Annotated in this window: 21 protein-coding genes; 9 read left to right on the top strand and 12 right to left on the bottom strand. The window is 36.3% G+C overall.

Annotated features, from left to right (window positions below; genetic code table 11):
- Positions 1-10 precede the first annotated feature (10 nt).
- Genes AAV97_RS20510 through AAV97_RS20500 form a run of 3 tightly spaced genes read left to right on the top strand, consistent with a single transcriptional unit; the run spans position 11 to position 2,251 of the window.
- Complete coding sequence (locus AAV97_RS20510) at positions 11-517, top strand: hypothetical protein (protein ID WP_046761582.1); 507 nt, start codon at positions 11-13, stop codon at positions 515-517.
- Positions 518-577: 60 nt separating this feature from the next.
- Positions 578-1,882, top strand: coding sequence for a hypothetical protein (locus AAV97_RS20505; RefSeq protein WP_228136577.1), 1,305 nt, complete (start codon positions 578-580; stop codon positions 1,880-1,882).
- A 51-nt stretch (positions 1,883-1,933) separates the two neighbouring features.
- A complete protein-coding gene (locus tag AAV97_RS20500) occupies positions 1,934-2,251 on the top strand; it encodes an NGG1p interacting factor 3 protein, NIF3 (protein WP_046761580.1) in 318 nt (105 codons plus the stop codon).
- Between the two features lie 48 nt (positions 2,252-2,299).
- Here the strand turns inward: AAV97_RS20500 and AAV97_RS20495 are convergent, their stop codons facing one another.
- Together AAV97_RS20495 and AAV97_RS20490 are read right to left on the bottom strand one after the other, a co-directional pair.
- A complete protein-coding gene (locus AAV97_RS20495) occupies positions 2,300-3,061 on the bottom strand; it encodes a nitroreductase family protein (protein ID WP_046761579.1) in 762 nt (253 codons plus the stop codon).
- A gap of 99 nt (positions 3,062-3,160) precedes the next feature.
- A complete protein-coding gene (locus tag AAV97_RS20490; RefSeq protein ID WP_004829355.1) occupies positions 3,161-3,961 on the bottom strand; it encodes an enoyl-CoA hydratase in 801 nt (266 codons plus the stop codon).
- Positions 3,962-4,062: 101 nt separating this feature from the next.
- Here AAV97_RS20490 and AAV97_RS20485 point away from each other — a divergent pair, with 101 nt between their 5' ends.
- Complete coding sequence (locus AAV97_RS20485; RefSeq protein WP_009584124.1) at positions 4,063-4,629, top strand: nicotinate-nicotinamide nucleotide adenylyltransferase; 567 nt, start codon at positions 4,063-4,065, stop codon at positions 4,627-4,629.
- Between the two features lie 71 nt (positions 4,630-4,700).
- Entirely contained in the window at positions 4,701-5,267 is a 567-nt protein-coding gene (locus AAV97_RS20480; protein WP_046761578.1) for a YceI family protein, read from the top strand.
- A 50-nt stretch (positions 5,268-5,317) separates the two neighbouring features.
- Here the strand turns inward: AAV97_RS20480 and AAV97_RS20475 are convergent, their stop codons facing one another.
- Positions 5,318-6,235, bottom strand: coding sequence for a LysR family transcriptional regulator (locus tag AAV97_RS20475; RefSeq protein WP_046761577.1), 918 nt, complete (start codon positions 6,233-6,235; stop codon positions 5,318-5,320).
- Positions 6,236-6,332: 97 nt separating this feature from the next.
- Between AAV97_RS20475 and gstA the strand changes: the two genes are divergently transcribed.
- Positions 6,333-6,938: a glutathione transferase GstA gene (gstA, locus tag AAV97_RS20470; RefSeq protein WP_046761576.1), complete on the top strand. Its 606-nt coding sequence runs from the start codon at positions 6,333-6,335 to the stop codon at positions 6,936-6,938.
- A gap of 387 nt (positions 6,939-7,325) precedes the next feature.
- Positions 7,326-7,913 carry a hypothetical protein gene (locus AAV97_RS20465; RefSeq protein WP_005032830.1) on the top strand — a complete coding sequence of 196 codons (588 nt, stop codon included), beginning with the start codon at positions 7,326-7,328 and terminating at the stop codon, positions 7,911-7,913.
- Positions 7,914-8,216: 303 nt separating this feature from the next.
- On the opposite strand, the gene AAV97_RS20460 is transcribed toward AAV97_RS20465, so the two are convergent.
- The gene (locus AAV97_RS20460; protein ID WP_046761575.1) at positions 8,217-9,107 is read right to left on the bottom strand and encodes a LysR family transcriptional regulator ArgP; all 891 of its coding nucleotides are present in this window, start codon (positions 9,105-9,107) and stop codon (positions 8,217-8,219) included.
- Between the two features lie 177 nt (positions 9,108-9,284).
- Between AAV97_RS20460 and AAV97_RS20455 the strand changes: the two genes are divergently transcribed.
- Positions 9,285-9,884 carry a LysE/ArgO family amino acid transporter gene (locus AAV97_RS20455; RefSeq protein ID WP_042087705.1) on the top strand — a complete coding sequence of 200 codons (600 nt, stop codon included), beginning with the start codon at positions 9,285-9,287 and terminating at the stop codon, positions 9,882-9,884.
- Positions 9,885-10,033: 149 nt separating this feature from the next.
- Here the strand turns inward: AAV97_RS20455 and AAV97_RS20450 are convergent, their stop codons facing one another.
- From AAV97_RS20450 to dapD, 6 genes are all read right to left on the bottom strand, one after another.
- Positions 10,034-10,495, bottom strand: a complete 462-nt coding sequence (locus AAV97_RS20450) for a peroxiredoxin (protein ID WP_046761574.1) — start codon at positions 10,493-10,495, stop codon at positions 10,034-10,036.
- Positions 10,496-10,498: 3 nt separating this feature from the next.
- Positions 10,499-11,200: a diphthine--ammonia ligase gene (locus tag AAV97_RS20445; RefSeq protein ID WP_046761573.1), complete on the bottom strand. Its 702-nt coding sequence runs from the start codon at positions 11,198-11,200 to the stop codon at positions 10,499-10,501.
- Positions 11,201-11,263: 63 nt separating this feature from the next.
- Positions 11,264-11,674 carry a hypothetical protein gene (locus AAV97_RS20440; protein WP_004829333.1) on the bottom strand — a complete coding sequence of 137 codons (411 nt, stop codon included), beginning with the start codon at positions 11,672-11,674 and terminating at the stop codon, positions 11,264-11,266.
- Positions 11,675-11,687: 13 nt separating this feature from the next.
- On the bottom strand, positions 11,688-12,359 hold the full coding sequence (gene queC, locus AAV97_RS20435; RefSeq protein ID WP_005032820.1) for a 7-cyano-7-deazaguanine synthase QueC: 672 nt from the start codon (positions 12,357-12,359) through the stop codon (positions 11,688-11,690).
- Positions 12,360-12,394: 35 nt separating this feature from the next.
- Positions 12,395-13,105: a 7-carboxy-7-deazaguanine synthase QueE gene (queE, locus tag AAV97_RS20430; RefSeq protein ID WP_009584223.1), complete on the bottom strand. Its 711-nt coding sequence runs from the start codon at positions 13,103-13,105 to the stop codon at positions 12,395-12,397.
- A 132-nt stretch (positions 13,106-13,237) separates the two neighbouring features.
- Positions 13,238-14,059 (bottom strand): 2,3,4,5-tetrahydropyridine-2,6-dicarboxylate N-succinyltransferase, encoded by an 822-nt coding sequence (dapD, locus tag AAV97_RS20425; RefSeq protein ID WP_004829328.1) that lies wholly within the window; start codon positions 14,057-14,059, stop codon positions 13,238-13,240.
- Positions 14,060-14,363: 304 nt separating this feature from the next.
- Here dapD and carO point away from each other — a divergent pair, with 304 nt between their 5' ends.
- The gene (carO, locus tag AAV97_RS20420; protein ID WP_046761572.1) at positions 14,364-15,107 is read left to right on the top strand and encodes an ornithine uptake porin CarO; all 744 of its coding nucleotides are present in this window, start codon (positions 14,364-14,366) and stop codon (positions 15,105-15,107) included.
- A 74-nt stretch (positions 15,108-15,181) separates the two neighbouring features.
- On the opposite strand, the gene AAV97_RS20415 is transcribed toward carO, so the two are convergent.
- Both AAV97_RS20415 and AAV97_RS20410 read right to left on the bottom strand, forming a co-directional pair.
- Positions 15,182-16,399, bottom strand: a complete 1,218-nt coding sequence (locus AAV97_RS20415; RefSeq protein WP_046761571.1) for an outer membrane protein transport protein — start codon at positions 16,397-16,399, stop codon at positions 15,182-15,184.
- A 210-nt stretch (positions 16,400-16,609) separates the two neighbouring features.
- Positions 16,610-17,539 (bottom strand): CysB family HTH-type transcriptional regulator, encoded by a 930-nt coding sequence (locus tag AAV97_RS20410; protein WP_004829323.1) that lies wholly within the window; start codon positions 17,537-17,539, stop codon positions 16,610-16,612.
- Positions 17,540-17,568 lie beyond the last annotated feature (29 nt).

Genomic DNA, 17,568 nt, shown 5'->3' with positions numbered 1-17,568 from the left:
CAATTAAACAATGAAAAAATTATATAAACTTTCTTTGATAAGTAGTGCTTTTATATTGGGTGCTTGTGATCAGGTGAAAAATTTTAGTGATCAAAAAAAGCAAGAACTCGTCGCAAAGCTTGAGCAGAAAATGAATGAAAAAATGCGAGAATTGACTGAGCAAGAGGAGCAAAATGCAGAGGCACTCTATATTGCGATTCGAGACAAAGATGTGGCAACCATAGAAAAATTACTCGAACCTAAAGCTTATCAAGAGATGCAGGATGATGAAACAGCGCTTTTAGAGTTATCCAGTTATATTCCTTACTATGATCCTTTATTGAAAAAAGAGAGAATTTCATTTGGCAATCAGTATTATGTCGGAGAAGGGCATTTTGTTATAGCCACTTATCTTTATGATTATGGTAAATCACAAAATCGCTATACGGTTACATTTCGAGCAGATCAGACTCAAAAAAATATTGCAGGTATCAATATACATAGGACTTTTTACTCATCGCAAATGAAATTCAACTGACTATTTTGAATTATATTTTTTTATCAAACTTCTAGAAATTTAACAATAAAGGTAACACGTTTGGAAAACTTAACGATGCGATGTGTCGAAGGTACGATAGCATCAACGTCATATGATAAAAATACTGAACAATTTCGCTTAGTGATTGATCAAATTAATTATACATTCCCATTAAAAAGTGATTTCTATTTTAAGGTGGGTGATCGCGTCAAAATTATTTTCCATGGAAAACATGATGAAATAGACGCGGTGTTTAAACTAGATGATGGATTGCTATATTTGAATGATGCAATCTATCAGGTGAACGCTAAAAAACTATCTAATCAATTATATAAAACATGGTTTTCTACATTTTGGATCATTTTAATTTTAGTTTTAGAATTGGTGATTTATCAATTGGTCATGGACAGCACGGTTTATTATTTTGATATTGTCCAATACGTTTTCGGTATTTTATGTTTATCTGTACTATTGACTTGCTTTTTTTTAGTTCATCGTCTGATCAACCCTCAATATCAATATGCAGATCAAGTATTTAAATTACTGCAACTACCTAATTTAGAACAACAGCAACTCCAATATTTCAGGATGACAAACTCGTATTTTGAAGTCATTCCAGATCTTTATTTTATGGAGCATGTACTGAATATTTCTAAAAAGCATAATTTGATTCAATCTCAAGCATTGGTTGAAAGAATGTGCAATCAGCGGAATAGAGAAAATTTAACTGAGTTTCAAGAGCTTAAATTTAAGCTGCAAGCACAAAAAGGCGAAATTAACAATATTCGATCGCAAAAGATTCCCTTGTCAGCAAAAGACACAGACCCATTTTTTGAGGTTACAGCAACATTAAATGGCTTACCGATTTATGGTTATTTTGATGAGTTTTATGTCAAGAATGGACGAAATGTTGATGTTGTTTTAACAGAATTTCCAGATGAGAAGGGCTACTATATTTGGTATTTATACGACCGAGAGCGGTATTTATACTTAGATGAAGATCAACCCACCACCCTGAGTCAACATCATGGATGGGCTGAATGTGTAATCATGATCATTGTGATGGCTGCAATCTTATTTTTTATTTGGTTGTTTTTTGCTTTGGTTGCTGACTTTGTATTTTTCACCTATCTATATTTTGCAATCATGTTATTGGTCATCTTGTATCAAGTGGCTTTAGTTTTTTATAAACGCAAATTTGATACTGAAGCTAAAATGGGGTTTTATATTTATAATCAGATCACAGCACTGATCAAACTTCCAAGAAGTATTTATTTATCAGACTTACTTTTATATAAGATCGATCGAGATGAGGCATTTGAAACCAAGAGTAGAACTGGATATGACCTTAAACTTAAACCGTAGTCTCATGGTCGTTTAAAGATAAGCGAATTGGTTTTGATCTGGAGTGTGTCTATGCTTAAACTTATTTATTATGTTCCTGAATCCCATTTGGAAATCACCAAGCAAGCCATTTTTGATGCGGGTGCAGGAGGAATTGGGGACTACGAGCATTGTGCATGGCAAGTATTAGGTATGGGACAATTTAAACCAATAAAGGGAGCGAAGCCTTTTATTGGGGAGTTAGGTCATTTAGAACAACTGCCTGAATGGCGTGTAGAAACCATTGTTCCAGAGCATACAGCTAAAGCTGTTGCAATAGCTTTAAAAGCAAGTCATCCCTATGAGGAACCTGCTTTTGAATTTATTCAAATGATTGATATCAATATATAGCTGAAATATACCCGCTCTTTAGAGAGCGGGTTAGTTTGTGCTTTAAAATTAAACTTTTTGAATGAATAATTTACGATCAAAGCGATATTGTGGGAAAAACACACCGTCCTCAGCACGCTCACCAGCACTGATGACCATGATTGGAAATTCTTTATGACCTAAGTTGAGAATTTTACGGACTAAAGGCTCATCAAAACCTTCCATCATGCAGCTATCAAAACCATAAGCACGTAAAGCAAGGACCAGATTTTCACAAGCCAAAGCTGTGGTTTTACTTGCCCAAAGTTGAGCATCCGCAGGATTAAATGCAGTAACAGGAAGCTGTTTATCTAAAGTTCGCGCAACTTTAAAAGCCACTTTTTTAAAGTTACCGAGAGCATTGAGATAACCTGTTTTATAGTTATAGGCGATAAACTTATAATATTGCTTGACCGCTCTTGGTGCTTCTGGAAATGGAAAATCGCTTAAGTTCATTTTTGCCATTTCATCAATACGGTCAATTCGAGCCACACAGACGATTAATTCTGCCGCAGTTTTGGCTGATAATTGACTGAGACACGCTTTAATCAATTGTTTCTTTTTTGATTCTGATTGAACCACATAAAAAGTCCATGGTTGTAGATTAGACGAGTTAGGCGCAAGCAATGCCAAGTCTAAACATGCATCTAATACTTCCGCAGGAATTTGTTTCTCAGTGAATTTACGAACCGAACGACGGCTTTCGATGACTTTTCGAAAATTTTCAATATCGATATCTTGCGGAGCAGGTTCGTAATAACGTTTTTTGGTGGTCGATGAATCTTGAGACATAATATTTTTACTTGATGTTGACTTGTTCAATTTTAGAGAATCAGAAATAAAAAAAACCACTGAATATTTGTAATACAGTGGTTTTTGGGATGTAATGAATTAATTAAACTGTGAAAAGTTTGGCTTGCGCTTTTGCATAAATGCAGCAACGGCTTCAGCCATTTCTGGTGATTTTACCCGTTGCATAAAGATGACTGCTTCATCGTCTACACATTGAATAATTTCTTCAAGATTGTGCTTCATTAATGCTTTGGTTTGTTTGATTGATGCCAATGGAAGTGCGGCAAGTGTTTGAGCTTGATGAAGTGCATGACCATAAACGTCGTCTTCAATACTATTGATCAACCCAGCATTTAACGCTTTTTCACTATTAAATTTTTGTGCTGTTAACAACAGTTCAGCTGCTTTGTGATAGCCTGCCTGTTGAATTAGAAGTTTGCTTGAAGCGCCTTCAGGTGATAATCCTAAGCTTACAAATGGAATTTGGAATAGCGCAGTATTGTCTGCGTAAACCAAATCCGCATGTAAAAGAATCGTTACACCGATCCCGATTGCAACACCACGTACTGCACAAATTAAAGGTTTAGATAAACGTGCAGCTGCTTTAAGTAAGACAAAAGGAGGGCCGTCTCCTTCCTTGCCTTCAAGTGGTTGCTGAATGAAAGCCATAAAGTCTTTCATATCGTTACCTGCGCTAAAATCTGCTTCTGCACCACGTAAAATGACCACACGTACATCATTGTCTTGATCCGCTTCGTCTAACGCTTTTGCAATCCAAAGATAGAGTTCTCCGTACAGTGCATTTTTAGCTTCTGGTCGATTAATTGCTAAAGTCAGTACACCATTTTCTAAATTTGCGTTTAAATGTTGATGAGGTTGTTGAATACAACTGAGTGTCATCGTACTATCCTTGCTTTAAAATTTAATTGGATTTTATGCCCTCATTATGTCGCATATTTGAATTTATGTTGCAACTGATGAGTTCATAAAAAATTTGCTTTATGACTTATAAATTTGACTATCTGGTTTATATTGGACGTTTCCAGCCTTTTCATTTAGCGCACATGCAAACCATCAAAATTGCATTACAACAGAGTCACTTCGTGATTTTGGCGTTAGGGTCGGCACAGAATGAGCGGAATACCAAAAATCCTTTTCTGGCTTCAGAAAGGGAACAGATGATTTTATCAAATTTCTCAGCAGCAGATCAAAAGCGAATTAAATTTGTTCATGTGATTGATGTTTATAATGATGCCAAATGGGTTGAATTGGTTAAATCATTGGTCAATGGAGTTGTATTAGACCATGATAAAATTGGTTTAATTGGACATTTTAAAGATGATTCTTCTTATTATTTAAAGCTTTTTCCAGAATGGGAAATGGTTGAGCTGGACAGCTTGGTAGGTTCTATTTCTGCTACGCCGTTACGTGAGGCGTATTATCGTGGTGAAATTTATCAAGCTGAATTTCCACTAGGCACAGCAGAGTTTTTAGCGAAATTTCAAAAAACTGAAATTTACCAACAATTAAAATACAAATACCAAACTGAAGACAAATCAAATCTTTAATCTATTTTGATGCTGATGCAATACACTGTAGAGCAGGACAAAAAATAGCAAAACAAGATTTGGAGCGGTCTATGAATTTTAAATCAGTTGCAACAAAGAGTATTGCTCTATGTAGTTGTTCGATTTTCGCACTTTCCACTTATGCAGCAACTTGGTCTTTGACAGCAAATAGTCAGGTAGGTTTTCACATTGACTCATTGGGAGTCAATATTGCTAAAGGGCAGTTTCAAAAGGTTCAGTCGCAACTAGATTTTGATATAAACACTCCTCAATCTGCATCGACTCAATTTGTGATGGATGTAAATAGCCTAAGTATCAGTAAATCATCATTAAAAAATATGATTATGGGGCAAGATTTGTTCTATGCAGAAAAATATCCAACTGCAAGTTTTAAAAGCACTTCTTTTAAACCATTAGCCAATCATCAATATTTAATTTTAGGTCAGTTAACGTTACGAAATGTAACTAAACCGGTAACATTTAAGGCGACGATTAAACCTCATTCCAATGATCCAAAATTATTGGATTTTACCTCGTCAACAACCATTAAACGTAGTGATTTTGGCATGAAAAAGGCAATAGGTGGCGTCGGGGAGAAAGTCAATATTCAGGTTTCTGGGCAATGGAAAGCAAAATAAAAATGCCAAGTTGGGCACTAATGTAATTGAGTATCCGTATTCGATTTAATCTAGACTGAAGTGCTTAAATGTTCGATCAGAAAATCAATAAACAAACGGATATGTCGTTGTTCATATTTAATTTTAGGATATAACAGCGAAAAAGGTCGTTGCGCCCCAGCATATTGTTGTAATACTTCAATCAGCCGTCCCTGCTTTAAATCATCTTCAATCGCAAATCGGCATGTTTGCAATAGACCAGCCCCATAGCGAGCAAGCGTAATGGTCGCTAAAATATCCTCATTACAACTTAAATACCCTTGTGTTTGAATATCCATGATTTCTTGATTGAGTAAAATAGACCAAGGCAGTGCTTTTCCCGTACTCGGTAATAAGTATTGAATACATTGATGATGCTGTAAGTCAGTAATATTCGAGGGAATGCCATTTTTCTTTAAGTATTCTGGTGATGCGACTATAAGTAGATCAGCATTTTCTAAACGACGGGCAATGAGATTTGAGTCAGGAATATTTCGACCGCGAATGGCAAGATCAAATCCTTCTGTAATAAAGTCAACATTTTTATTGGTGAGTTGTATTTCAAATTTAATTTCAGGATAAAGCCTTTGGAATTTAGGTAAAAGTGGAAGTACTCTAAAATGCCCAAACGGTGTAGGTAAACTTATCCGAATAATTCCTGATAGTTGTGCTGAATCATTCTTTAATCGCTGTTCGACTGCAATAATCTGTTTCAGTACCTGTTTACATTCAAAAAAATATTCTTCACCTGCTTGAGTTAAGCGCACTTTACGAGTGGTTCTGCTAAATAGTTGCAGACCTAGCCGTTGTTCAAGCCGAGCAATGGATCTACTTACGGCTGCTGGTGTCAAACCTGCTTGATGAGCAGCATTGGAAAAACTTTGTTTTTCAGCAACTAAACAGAATATCTCAATATTGCTGAACATAGTTCGATTTAATGCTATATCCATTATATACACCATGTAATAAGTGAATTGATATTATGCGTATTTATTGTTCATGATGTTAAGGATAGCATGAGCTTAAATCAATTCAGGGAATTAATCGATGAGACTTTTTTATACCGCAGGTGCATGTTCACTGGCTCCGCATATTGTGCTACAAGAAATTGGACATGATTTTAAGTTAGTCAATGTTTCATTTAAAAACCATCAAACGGAAGATGGACAAGATTTTTTGAAAATCAATCCGAAAGGACAGGTCCCATTTCTGATCACAGATGAGGGATTGCATCTCAGTGAGGGGACAATTATCAGTCAGTATTTGGCTGAAATAATGCAAAATACTGATTTATTACCAGCATTTGGCGATTTAAAGCGCTACAAGGTATTAGAATGGATGAATTATATAAGTTCAGAATTGCATAAATCCTATGCACCTTTTTTCCAAAAAGGTTTTGATGAGGCGAGTAAAGATATTTTCAGAGAAAAATTATTAAAGCAATATGCATGGGTAGATCAGCAATTTGCTGATTCAGAAAATGTATTGGGGCAGGGTTTTACAATTGCAGATATTTATCTATTTGTGGTCACTCGTTGGGCATCGTTTATTAATTTGGATCTGAGTCATCTCAAGGCATTACAAAGATTTATGCATCGTATGGAACAACATCCCTCGGTACAAAAAGCAATGAAGAACGAAGGAATTATTTAACTCAAATAATCTTCAAAAGCTATACTTTTAATGATTTGTACAGCTTTATAAATTGTGTAAATCTTAAAGCTCTCAATGTCATGCTTTAATTCTAAAGTTGCCATAGATTTGCTTAGGCGATGCTTTACTTAGCAAGAATTATCATATCTGCTCATAAAAAAAGCCGACTTGTTTCTAAATCGGCTTTTGAGGGTTTTAGGGTGGTGATGAGATATTAAGATATTGATTTAAAATGTTTTCTAAAATATTATTTTGGGTAACAGTGATTATGTTAAATAGGGAAATCTATGTAATCAAAAATTAATTTATTTTTAGTTATAAATATCAATTTTCCAAATAGAGTTTTAATCATATAATTTAAAAAAATTAGTATCTTAGGGGGAGAATATGTCAAAGGCAATGGAATGGATTGGAAAAAATCTAAGCCTCGGTGGTCTTGTACGTCATGCTGGTAATGGACTTGGTACTGTGACGAATATTACTGCACAAAGTGTAGGAGTGGTGGCTAGTTTATGTACAGATGACCCGAAAACTAAAAAGAATATAAAAGATACTTGCTCAAATATAGGAAAAACACTTGATTCTGGTATTACAAAAGGTACTGCTGTAGCTGGTCAAGGGATCGATTATGGAGTCCAGAAGGTTAGTGTTGGAATAGGCTATGCAAGTGGTAGTGCTGCAAAGTTAATGGGAGCATCTGAAGAAAATGTAATACTGGCAAAAAAAGTAGGAACAGTCGTAGGAGCTGTTGGTATCGGTGTTGTAGCTGGTGGCGGAGTAGCCGATGCGGCAATTGCTATTGGCGCTGCTTCAGGTACTGCTGGAGCAGCAGCAACAACTAGTGGATTAGCCACGCTTGGTGGCGGGTCAATAGCTGCTGGTGGTGGTGGAATGGCTGCAGGACAGGCAGTAGTAAATGCCATTGTTGCCACAGGTGGTGTATCTGGTGCAGCAACAATAAAAGAAAATAGCTGATTTTAGAAATAGATATAGCCTGATGTTATGTAAGTTTTTCCTAAAATTAACATAATACACCTTATTTGAAATAATTTTCTATCTGATATAAATCATAGCCTTATTGTTCTATGAAAAGCCCAATACATAGTATCTGGGCTTTTTTAATGAGTTGTCACTTTTAATCTCTGAAAAGTAAGGCATCGCTAAAGCAAATTATTCAAAACTTTTCTCAAAATATGAGGTTGTGAAAATGCCTTATCTATACGATATAAGTTCGCAATAATGATATTGATTAGTTTAACTGATTTGTGGCTTTTGATATTAGATTAAAATCGCTTGCGTATGTGAAATCAAAGTGGAAGTTAATTGATCCAATTGCTTAGACTGCTGTTTCCAATGATGCCAATAAAGATGCAAATCCGTTCTGGCTTTAGGTAAAATTTCTACCAATTGTCCTGTAGATAATTCTTTTTTAATTTGCATTTCAGGCACCATGCCATAGCCGAGATCAAGCAAAATAGCATCGACAAATGAATTGGTGGAGGGAATAAAGTGGCAAGGATAGCTGTTTGGCATTAAGCCAAAAAGCTGTTGTAAAACCTCGCCATGAACATGATCTTTGTCATTAAAAATCACAGCTGGCGTATGTCTAAGCACTTCCCGATGTAGACCTTGAGCTAAATACTTTTGCACAAATGATGGGGTTGCCACCATTTGATAATTCATTTTGCCTAAATGAATGGCTTCACAACCTTTCATCGCTTGCGCCTCGGTAGATATACAGGCATTTACCAGTCCCGCCTCAAGCAAATGATGGGTTTGGGTTTGATCATCAATCTTAAAATCAATCACAATTTTTTCTTTGATTAAGGTTTGTTGAAAAAGGGGAAGCAGCCAAGTGGTAAGTGAGTCGGCATTTGAGGCAATATTTAATTTAAAAAATTGGGATTGTGCAGATTGTCCTTGTAGACTCTGAATTAAATTTTGCTCCATTAAGCGATGATGCTGTAGAAAAAGTAAAACGTCTTGTCCTGCTTGTGTAACTTTGCAAGGTCTTTCTCGAATAATCAGCACTTGTCCAAGTTGCTTCTCTAAAGTTTGTACTCGAAGTGTGACAGCTGAAGCAGTGATATTTAGTCGTATTGCAGCTTGTTCAAAACTTCCAGTCTCCGCAACAGCCAGAAAAGCTTCACTGTGTTTGCTTTGTAGCATGATTATCCTATTAATTCGTAGCTGTTATTTTGCAGTGTTATATCGTCGTTCAATTATAACGATAAACATAAAATAAGAAAAATTTAGTTAAGTTGAAATTTATTTAGAAATACTCATTTTATCAACTAAATTTGGATAATAGCACCATTTATTAATATGTTAAAAGTGTAGTTTGAGATGTTGCAAAGCTATATGCAGGGTTTGGCAGTTGGATTTAGTTTGATTATTGCAATTGGCGCACAAAATGCATTTGTACTTAAACAAGGTTTAAAAAAACAAAATGTATTTTGGATTTGCGTGGTTTGCGCTGCATCAGATTCGATTTTGATTTTATTGGGCGTGTTAGGCTTTGCAAAAATTATCCAAACTCATCCTGAATTTGTCGATTGGGCAAAATATTTTGGTGCGATTTTTTTATTGGTCTATGGGGCACAACATTTTATTCAAGCTTTTAGAGCGTCCAGCGGTCTTACTCCAAGTGAAAACAATGAGTCTCAGCTGTTTAAAATGATCATGATTTGTCTTGCTTTAACTTGGCTAAATCCACATGTATATCTGGATACTGTGGTATTGATTGGCTCTATATCGACCAAGTTTGAATCTACTGCTGTGTATTTTGCAATGGGTGCGGTGACTGCATCGTGGTTATTCTTTTTTAGCTTGGGTTTTGGCGCACGTTTTTTATTGCCAATTTTTCAAAATCAACGATCATGGCAAATTTTAGATTTCATTATTGGGTTAGTGATGTGGGCAATTGCTTTATCTTTGGTACTTTGATCCATATGTGCTAACAGATTAAGAATGAATTTGGATTGAAAATCGTTATGATTCTAGGGATTTTAAATATCCATGTTTGAGAATATTTTAAATCCCCCTGCAAGCCTAAAAATATTTCAACTTTAGCGCGAGTAGGGGGATAACCATCATTAAGCTTTTTGCAAGGTTTTTAAATCTTCTAAAACTTGTTCAGCGTGTCCCGCAGCTTTTACTTTGCGATATTCTTTGACCAACTTGCCTTGATGATAAATAAATGTTGAGCGTTCTATTCCCATCACTATTTTACCATACATATTTTTTTCTTTGATCACGTCAAAGTGTTTGCATAACGTTTCATCTTTGTCGCTGATGAGATTAATGGTCAATGATTGCTTCTCAGTGAAGTTCTGATGTACTTTGACTGAATCACGAGAAACACCAATAATCGTTGTGTTCAATGCGTCAAATTGATCTTTGATGCATGAAAAACCTACCGCTTGAGTTGTACAACCCGGTGTGGAGTCCTTCGGATAAAAATATAGAACCAACCAATCTGTACTGAGTTCAGAAAGGTTAATTTCATCAGTTGTTGTTGGAAACTTTTGATTTGGAAGTTGGATTTGTTCAGTCATAGGTTATCCTTCAAGATGATTTTGTTTAAGTTGTAGTGTTAAAAAGGCATAATTTTCATGATAGAGAATATCACCTTTATCAAGCAAAAGTGGTGCTTTAAAAATAGGACCATCAATAAGGGTCGTATGAAATTCACCCGCCTCACCACAAGGATCAATTCCACGCTCAATCAATTCTTTTACAAACTCAACGGTTAGTGTTTGACCAAGATCTTCAACTCGCATACCTAGATTTAAGTTGATCGTGACAATTATGCTGACAAAACCTAATTCAATAAATTCGCTAACAATGTCAAGCCGCGGTTTCTGCCATAAAGGCATGACCAAATTTAATTGGCTTTGATCACACATGGATTGATTCCATTGTGCATGTTGAATCAGATCAATATCTCCAGTTACAAGCGTTTCAGCACCTAATCGTTTGGCTTGCTTTAGCAGGCTTAAAAACTGTTGTTCGTAGTCATTCCAAGTTGCTGATGCTTTTAATATCGGTAAACCAATCAACTCAGCTTGCGTATCTATAATATCAAGTGGCATTGCGTGAGAACGAGATTTAAGTCCTTGTTCTTCAAGCATGACAATCAGAACAATAGCTTCTCCCGTTTGCAATGCGTGATATAAGGCGAGACTACTATCTTTACCACCACTATAGGATGCAACAAACTTTTGCTGTTGTATTACAGTTCTGTTCCATGAAGTATGCATCGTATTTATACCATTTACATATAAAAAGAGCCTGCATAGGCAGGCTCTTGAACACAACAAGAATTATTTCTTCGCTTGTGCAGCTTTCATTGCTTCTTCAGTTAAGGTTTTTAATTTACCTGTTAACTGAGGACCAAAACATGTTTGAAGGTCTTGGTTATTTTTTTGAACGAAAGCTAAAGTTGCTGGGCTTTTCTTTTGGTTAATGGCACTTTGAATTTGCCATTTTTGATCATTGGTCAATTTACCGTCAGATTCAACAGCACATGTACAGTATTTGCTAACTTCAGCGGCAGTGAGTTTTCCACCTTTCGCAGTTTCTGTTTTACAAACACCAATCAGTGCAGATTTAACATTGGCACTTTTATAGGCTTGTTGAATTGCATTTGACTCAGCAGCGAAAGCCGTAGATCCCATTAAAGCCGAAGCTGAAAATAAAGCAGAAAGAATAAGACTTGATTTTAAATTTTTCATAAACAGTACCTTGTTATTGCGGTATATAACGTGTTGGGTCTGCAATACCTGCATCTTTAAAGCCTTCTTTACGAAGTCGGCAGCTATCACATTTGCCACAAGCACGTCCTTGGTCATCTGCTTGGTAGCATGAAACCGTTTGACTATAGTCTACGCCATGTTCGATCCCTAAGCGTATTATATTCGCTTTGGATAAATGTAACAGAGGTGTTTCAAATTTAAGAGGTTTTCCTTCTACTCCAACTTTAGTGGCAAGTCGAGCCATATTGGCGAAAGCTTCGATAAATTCAGGACGACAGTCAGGATATCCTGAATAATCAACAGCATTGATGCCGATGACAATGGCTTGGGCATCAAAAACTTCCGCTGCTGCGAGTGCATAAGACAAGAAAATAGTGTTACGTGCTGGAACATAAGTTACAGGAATACCATCAGTTTCATGATCAGGCACATCAATGTTATGGTCTGTAAGTGCAGAACCACCTAAATTACCCAAATCAATATTGATGACACGATGTTCTACACCAGCATTTTTGGTTAAAGCACGTGCCGCATCAAGTTCTGTGGTTGAGCGTTGACCATACATAAAACTTAATGCGATACAGTCATAATTGGCTTGAGCCCATGCTAAGCAAGTTGTTGAGTCTAAGCCACCAGATAGCAAAACTATGGCACGAGGGCGCATATCCAATTCTCCAAATATTAATAAATAACGGTAGATTAACGACCAGTTTCATCATTCCAAAGCAATTTATGTAACTGCAATTGGAAACGAACAGGGAGATGGTCTTCTAAAATCCATTGGGCTAAATCACGTGCCAGTTGTGGTAAACGTGTTGCACCTTTTTCAACAGCAAAAGCAGGTGAGAACCATACAGTGCTGACTTTTTGATTTAAAGCATAGTGTTCTACTTGCTGTTTTGACCATTCATAGTCTTCACGATTACAAATCACAAATTTGATTTGGTCGTGTGGGGTCAAATGTTCAAAGTTAGTGATTAAATTTCGAGTTACTTCACCTGAAGTAGGTGTTTTTAAATCTAAAACTTTGGAAACACGAGAGTCAACTTTGGAAACATCCAGTGCACCACTGGTTTCTAAAGAAACCTCACAGCCCAAATCAGCAAGACGTTGCATTAATGGCAGTGCATTGGGTTGAGCAAGTGGCTCTCCACCTGTAACACAAATATAGGGAGTTTTATAATCTAAAGCAGTTTGAATAATTTGATCAAGTGATTGACGTTCGCCACCTTCAAAAGAATAAGTGGTATCACAATAGGTGCAACGTAGTGGGCAACCTGTTAATCGAATAAAAACAGTAGGTAAACCTAAAGTATTGGCTTCACCTTGTAATGAATAGAAAATCTCCGTGATACGCAACCCCGCAGATGGATCAGAAACAGGAATAGTTGAAGAACGAAGAGAACTCATGAGATTTACCACAGATTACAAAATGAAAAATCTCTACGATCATTGTTGACCGTAGAGATGGGAGTATTGATGACTCCGCTTGGTGCTTTAGATCGATAATAAATCTAAAATGCAACCAAGAATGAATAAAGCTTAGTCTTCGCGAAGTAATTCGTTCAAGCTAGTCTTTGCACGAGTTTTCGCATCTACTTTCTTGACAATGATTGCTGCATATAAGCTATATGTACCACATTTAGATGGTAGGCTGCCTGAAACAACAACGGAACCTGCTGGTACACGTCCATAATGGATTTCACCAGTTTCACGATCATAAATCTTGGTTGATTGACCGATGAAAACGCCCATTGAAATCACAGAACCTTCTTCAACAATCACACCTTCAACGATTTCAGAACGTGCACCGATAAAGCAATTGTCTTCAATGATTGTTGGGTTCGCTTGAAGTGGCTCAAGTACACCACCAATACCTACACCACCTGAAAGGTGAACATTTTTACCAATTTGAGCACATGAACCTACAGTCGCCCAAGTGTCAACCATCGTACCTTCATCTACATAAGCACCAATGTTGACATATGATGGCATCAATACAACATTTTTAGCTTGGAATGAACCTTTACGCGCTACAGCAGGAGGTACAACACGTACACCAGAAGCTTTAAATTGCTCTTCTGTCCAACCTTTAAACTTAGTATCTACTTTGTCATAGAAACGAAGGTCACAAGATTCGATTGGTTTGTTATCATTTAATTTAAAAGATAATAAAACAGCTTTTTTCAACCATTGGTGAACCACCCATTCACCGTCAATTTTTTCAGCTACGCGAAGTGTGCCGTTATCTAAACCAGCAATAGCTTCTTCAACAGCTTGACGTACTTCAGCAGGGCAATCTACTGCTGTAAAGTTGGCACGGTTTTCAAACGCTTGTTCAATGATCGTTGAAAGCTGAGACATAATCATCCTTCCCAAAAAAATTTTAAAGATTCTACACCAAATTGGACTCAAATTAGAGATAAAATCTAGTTTCAATCGAAAAAACTCATCCCATAATTTAAAATAAAACAATCAAATAAGTGAATTATTAAGTTTTAATTTAATTTATTTCTTTTAAAAACAACAATTAATATCTAATTGTATCAAAAAATAACAAAAAGTAATCAATTTCTCTATTAATTGTGTAGATCGAATCACATATTATCATTTCGAACCAAACACATTAATGATTAAAGAACAAACTCTATTTTTTGAGGAGACATAAATGAAAGTGTTAAAACTATTAGCGGTAACAGCTGCATTATCTGCTTCTGGTCTAGCAATGGCTGATGGGTCTGTTGTTGATCAAGGTTATGCTTTTGAAGCTAATCAATTAATCCCGACAGGTGCTCGTCTTGAAGTAGGTACAACTGGTTACGGCGGTGCTTTACTTTGGACTGCTAACCCTTATGTTGGTTTAGCATTGGGTTATAATGGTGGTGATATTTCTTGGTCTGATGATTTAAAAATCAATGGTTCTAAGTATGACTTAGACATGGACAACAAATTAGCATATTTAAATGCTGAAATTCGTCCATGGGGTGCAAGCCAAAATGTATGGGCTCAAGGTCTTTATGTTGCTGCTGGTGTAGGCTATGTAGATAATGAATATGGTCTCAAACGTAATGTGAGCGCAGGTCGTAACTTCACAGTAAATAATACTGATTTCCAAGCTGGAGCAAATGGCGTTAGTATCGAAGGTCAAATGAATTATGACAACCAATTTGCACCCTATGTAGGTTTTGGTTTTGCTCCAAAAATCAACAAAAACTTCGGTGTATTTGGTGAAGTAGGTGCATACTATACTGGTAATCCTAGTGCAAACCTACAACGTGTTTCAGGATCTGCAACATCAAATATTAATAAAGATCTTGACCAAGAGCTTGCAAACGAAACTAATAAACTTGTCAATGATGACAAATACAAGTGGATGCCTGTTGGTAAAGTAGGTGTAAGCTACCACTGGTAATTCATTCCGAATTTGTATAGAAAAAACGAGCTTCGGCTCGTTTTTTTATGTACAGAATAAATGATCAAACTAAGCTAAAAACGGTACCCAATACGAATTCCATGTGCAAATGCAGTATTTCGACCTACTTCGGATAATGTTGAATTTTGAGTGATTGGGCTATTGGCATCTAAATCTGCAATTTTTGCTTTATTAAATCGAAAATATTTGATGCCATAGGAAATAAAACTGTTTTTATTGATGTTATATAAGCTGCCTAAGCCTAATGCATAAAAGCCGTCAGAAGGATTGAGCGTTCCAGCAGGATTATCATTGCCCGAATCCCATGATATATCAGCTGTGGTAAGCCATTGATCTGAAAGCATATGGGCAATACCGAGTTTTGCAGACCATTGATTGTTTTTATAGTCAATCAGATTGAATGGTTTGATTAATTCAGGATATTGTTGGGCAGCATAATCAACCACAGCACCAAATTGTCTAGGCTGAATTTCAAAGTCTTTCCAATTGATCCAACGAAGCTGACTATAAACAATATTGTTTGCTGTTAAACCAGACTGAATTTCTAAATTGACAGATTGTGGTGTAGAAATTCGCGTTTTTTCAAACGGAATTACTGTTAAATTTTGCCCAGAAATATACTCTGTCACTGCTGATTGATGATTGATTTTAGATCGATAAGTCAGTGAGCTTTTTAAGGCATATTCTGGAATTTGATAACTTAAACCTGCTAACCATCCATGACCAGCACTTTGCTTAAATTTTGCCTGATAACCACTCATTGCTGAATAGTTTGCACCAAAAATATTTAATTCGCCTTCAAATTGTTGATAGACCGCCCCAGTGTAGATATTCCAACGAGTAGTAGGTTGATAACCCACCAACATGGTGAGATTTTGACTATCAAAATTAAATTGACCAGACTCTAAAAGTTGTTTTCCATGATTAGTCTGAGGGCGGTATTGATAAGCAATGTCAACACCATAAGGTTGGTCGTAGATTAAACCAAATGACCACTGTGGTGCGATTTGTAATTTTGCTGCTGCATTGACGAAATGATAAGTATTGACCAAGTTGCCTGTAGAAAAATCATCAATACCTTGTTGTTTTAATTGTTCGTGTTGAGGTAATTGCCCAGATACATCTGCATAAAGCTCAGCATAAGATAGTTCTAGGTAATGATTCGGTTCAAGAAATGTACGGACGGATTGATCAGATTTTTCCATACCTGCGGCATGACTAAATAGAGGAATAACGCCCCCGATGGCTAAACCCCAGATCTGATAATTCATCCTTGTCCCCAAAATGACAATATTAAAATATGATTCAGGCTAAATTTTATACTAAAAAGATTATCTTTTGATAAATAATAAATAAAATCAATAGTTTTAGTTTTTCTTAAGAATATGCGTTGTGCTTTTGGATATTTTTATTTAATGAAGAGAGAGCGCAAAAATGCGCTCTTTCTTATCTGTTTGGCTGATTAAGTTTCTTGTATAAACTTAATCTTCAGGGTAGGCGATTTTCTTTAAGGCTTTAATATCAGCCTCTGGTGAGCAGAGTGATATAAACTCATAACCATAACCACGCAGTAAATGACCTTTACGTACTGCAATCCAAGTGGTATTTAAACCAAAAATATCAGTATCAATTTGTTTTAAACGATGATCACGTTCTGTATCGTAAGCCACATCATTGACAATACCAACACCCATGCCAAGCTCAACATAGGTTTTTATCACATCGGCATCCAGTGCAGACATCACGATATCAACATCAAGATTGGCATCTTCAAAGGCTTTATCAATTTTTGAACGACCTGTGAAACCACCGTGATAAGTAATGATTGGATATTCAGCCAATTTTTCTAAAGTAATGTCTTTAGGATTAAGTTTAGTCAGTGGATGGTCTTGAGGGGTAATAATGCTGTGTTTCCAATTATAGAATGACACGCTTCCCAAGTTTTCTTCGGTTGTCAGTGATTCAGTCGCAATACCAATATCTGCCAAACCTAAAAGTAACATTTCTGAAATTTCAACAGGACTGGCTTGTTGTAAAATCAAATGCACTTTCGGAAATGCTTTTTTAAATAAATTCACGATTGGGGGTAACACATAACGTGCTTGGGTATGTGTGGTTGCAATCGTTAATGTCCCTTCATCGACTTTATTAAAGTCATCTGCAAGACGTTTAATGTTGTCAGCATCAATCAACATACGTTCAACAATACTGAGCAAGGCTTGACCAGGTTCTGTTAAGCCTAATAGGCGTTTGCCTTTACGAACAAACAATTGCACACCTAATTCATCTTCTAAATCTTTGATGTGTTTACTGACACCTGATTGAGATGTGTAAAGTGCAGCTGAAGCTTCAGTTAAATTGTAGTTTTGACGAACCGTTTCTCGGATAATTCGTAATTGTTGAAAGTTCATGATGTTCCATACCTCAAATGTGGATGAGT

It is taken from the genome of Acinetobacter sp. Ag2 (genome assembly GCF_001005515.1).
Taxonomy (GTDB): domain Bacteria; phylum Pseudomonadota; class Gammaproteobacteria; order Pseudomonadales; family Moraxellaceae; genus Acinetobacter; species Acinetobacter bereziniae.
This window is presented reverse-complemented; position numbering and strand designations above follow the sequence as displayed.

What these genes read in the sequence shown, in the direction of transcription:
- AAV97_RS20450 (WP_046761574.1), bottom strand. Translation starts at nt 10,495, where the DNA reads ATGACTGAACAAATCCAACTTCCAAATCAAAAGTTTCCAACAACAACT.
- AAV97_RS20455 (WP_042087705.1), top strand. Translation starts at nt 9,285, where the DNA reads ATGTTGCAAAGCTATATGCAGGGTTTGGCAGTTGGATTTAGTTTGATT.
- dapD (WP_004829328.1), bottom strand. Translation starts at nt 14,059, where the DNA reads ATGTCTCAGCTTTCAACGATCATTGAACAAGCGTTTGAAAACCGTGCC.
- AAV97_RS20440 (WP_004829333.1), bottom strand. Translation starts at nt 11,674, where the DNA reads ATGAAAAATTTAAAATCAAGTCTTATTCTTTCTGCTTTATTTTCAGCT.
- queE (WP_009584223.1), bottom strand. Translation starts at nt 13,105, where the DNA reads ATGAGTTCTCTTCGTTCTTCAACTATTCCTGTTTCTGATCCATCTGCG.
- AAV97_RS20495 (WP_046761579.1), bottom strand. Translation starts at nt 3,061, where the DNA reads ATGTCTCAAGATTCATCGACCACCAAAAAACGTTATTACGAACCTGCT.
- carO (WP_046761572.1), top strand. Translation starts at nt 14,364, where the DNA reads ATGAAAGTGTTAAAACTATTAGCGGTAACAGCTGCATTATCTGCTTCT.
- AAV97_RS20510 (WP_046761582.1), top strand. Translation starts at nt 11, where the DNA reads ATGAAAAAATTATATAAACTTTCTTTGATAAGTAGTGCTTTTATATTG.
- gstA (WP_046761576.1), top strand. Translation starts at nt 6,333, where the DNA reads ATGAGACTTTTTTATACCGCAGGTGCATGTTCACTGGCTCCGCATATT.
- AAV97_RS20410 (WP_004829323.1), bottom strand. Translation starts at nt 17,539, where the DNA reads ATGAACTTTCAACAATTACGAATTATCCGAGAAACGGTTCGTCAAAAC.
- AAV97_RS20460 (WP_046761575.1), bottom strand. Translation starts at nt 9,107, where the DNA reads ATGCTACAAAGCAAACACAGTGAAGCTTTTCTGGCTGTTGCGGAGACT.
- AAV97_RS20500 (WP_046761580.1), top strand. Translation starts at nt 1,934, where the DNA reads ATGCTTAAACTTATTTATTATGTTCCTGAATCCCATTTGGAAATCACC.
- AAV97_RS20445 (WP_046761573.1), bottom strand. Translation starts at nt 11,200, where the DNA reads ATGCATACTTCATGGAACAGAACTGTAATACAACAGCAAAAGTTTGTT.
- AAV97_RS20415 (WP_046761571.1), bottom strand. Translation starts at nt 16,399, where the DNA reads ATGAATTATCAGATCTGGGGTTTAGCCATCGGGGGCGTTATTCCTCTA.
- AAV97_RS20490 (WP_004829355.1), bottom strand. Translation starts at nt 3,961, where the DNA reads ATGACACTCAGTTGTATTCAACAACCTCATCAACATTTAAACGCAAAT.
- AAV97_RS20475 (WP_046761577.1), bottom strand. Translation starts at nt 6,235, where the DNA reads ATGGATATAGCATTAAATCGAACTATGTTCAGCAATATTGAGATATTC.
- AAV97_RS20480 (WP_046761578.1), top strand. Translation starts at nt 4,701, where the DNA reads ATGAATTTTAAATCAGTTGCAACAAAGAGTATTGCTCTATGTAGTTGT.
- queC (WP_005032820.1), bottom strand. Translation starts at nt 12,359, where the DNA reads ATGCGCCCTCGTGCCATAGTTTTGCTATCTGGTGGCTTAGACTCAACA.
- AAV97_RS20465 (WP_005032830.1), top strand. Translation starts at nt 7,326, where the DNA reads ATGTCAAAGGCAATGGAATGGATTGGAAAAAATCTAAGCCTCGGTGGT.
- AAV97_RS20485 (WP_009584124.1), top strand. Translation starts at nt 4,063, where the DNA reads ATGACTTATAAATTTGACTATCTGGTTTATATTGGACGTTTCCAGCCT.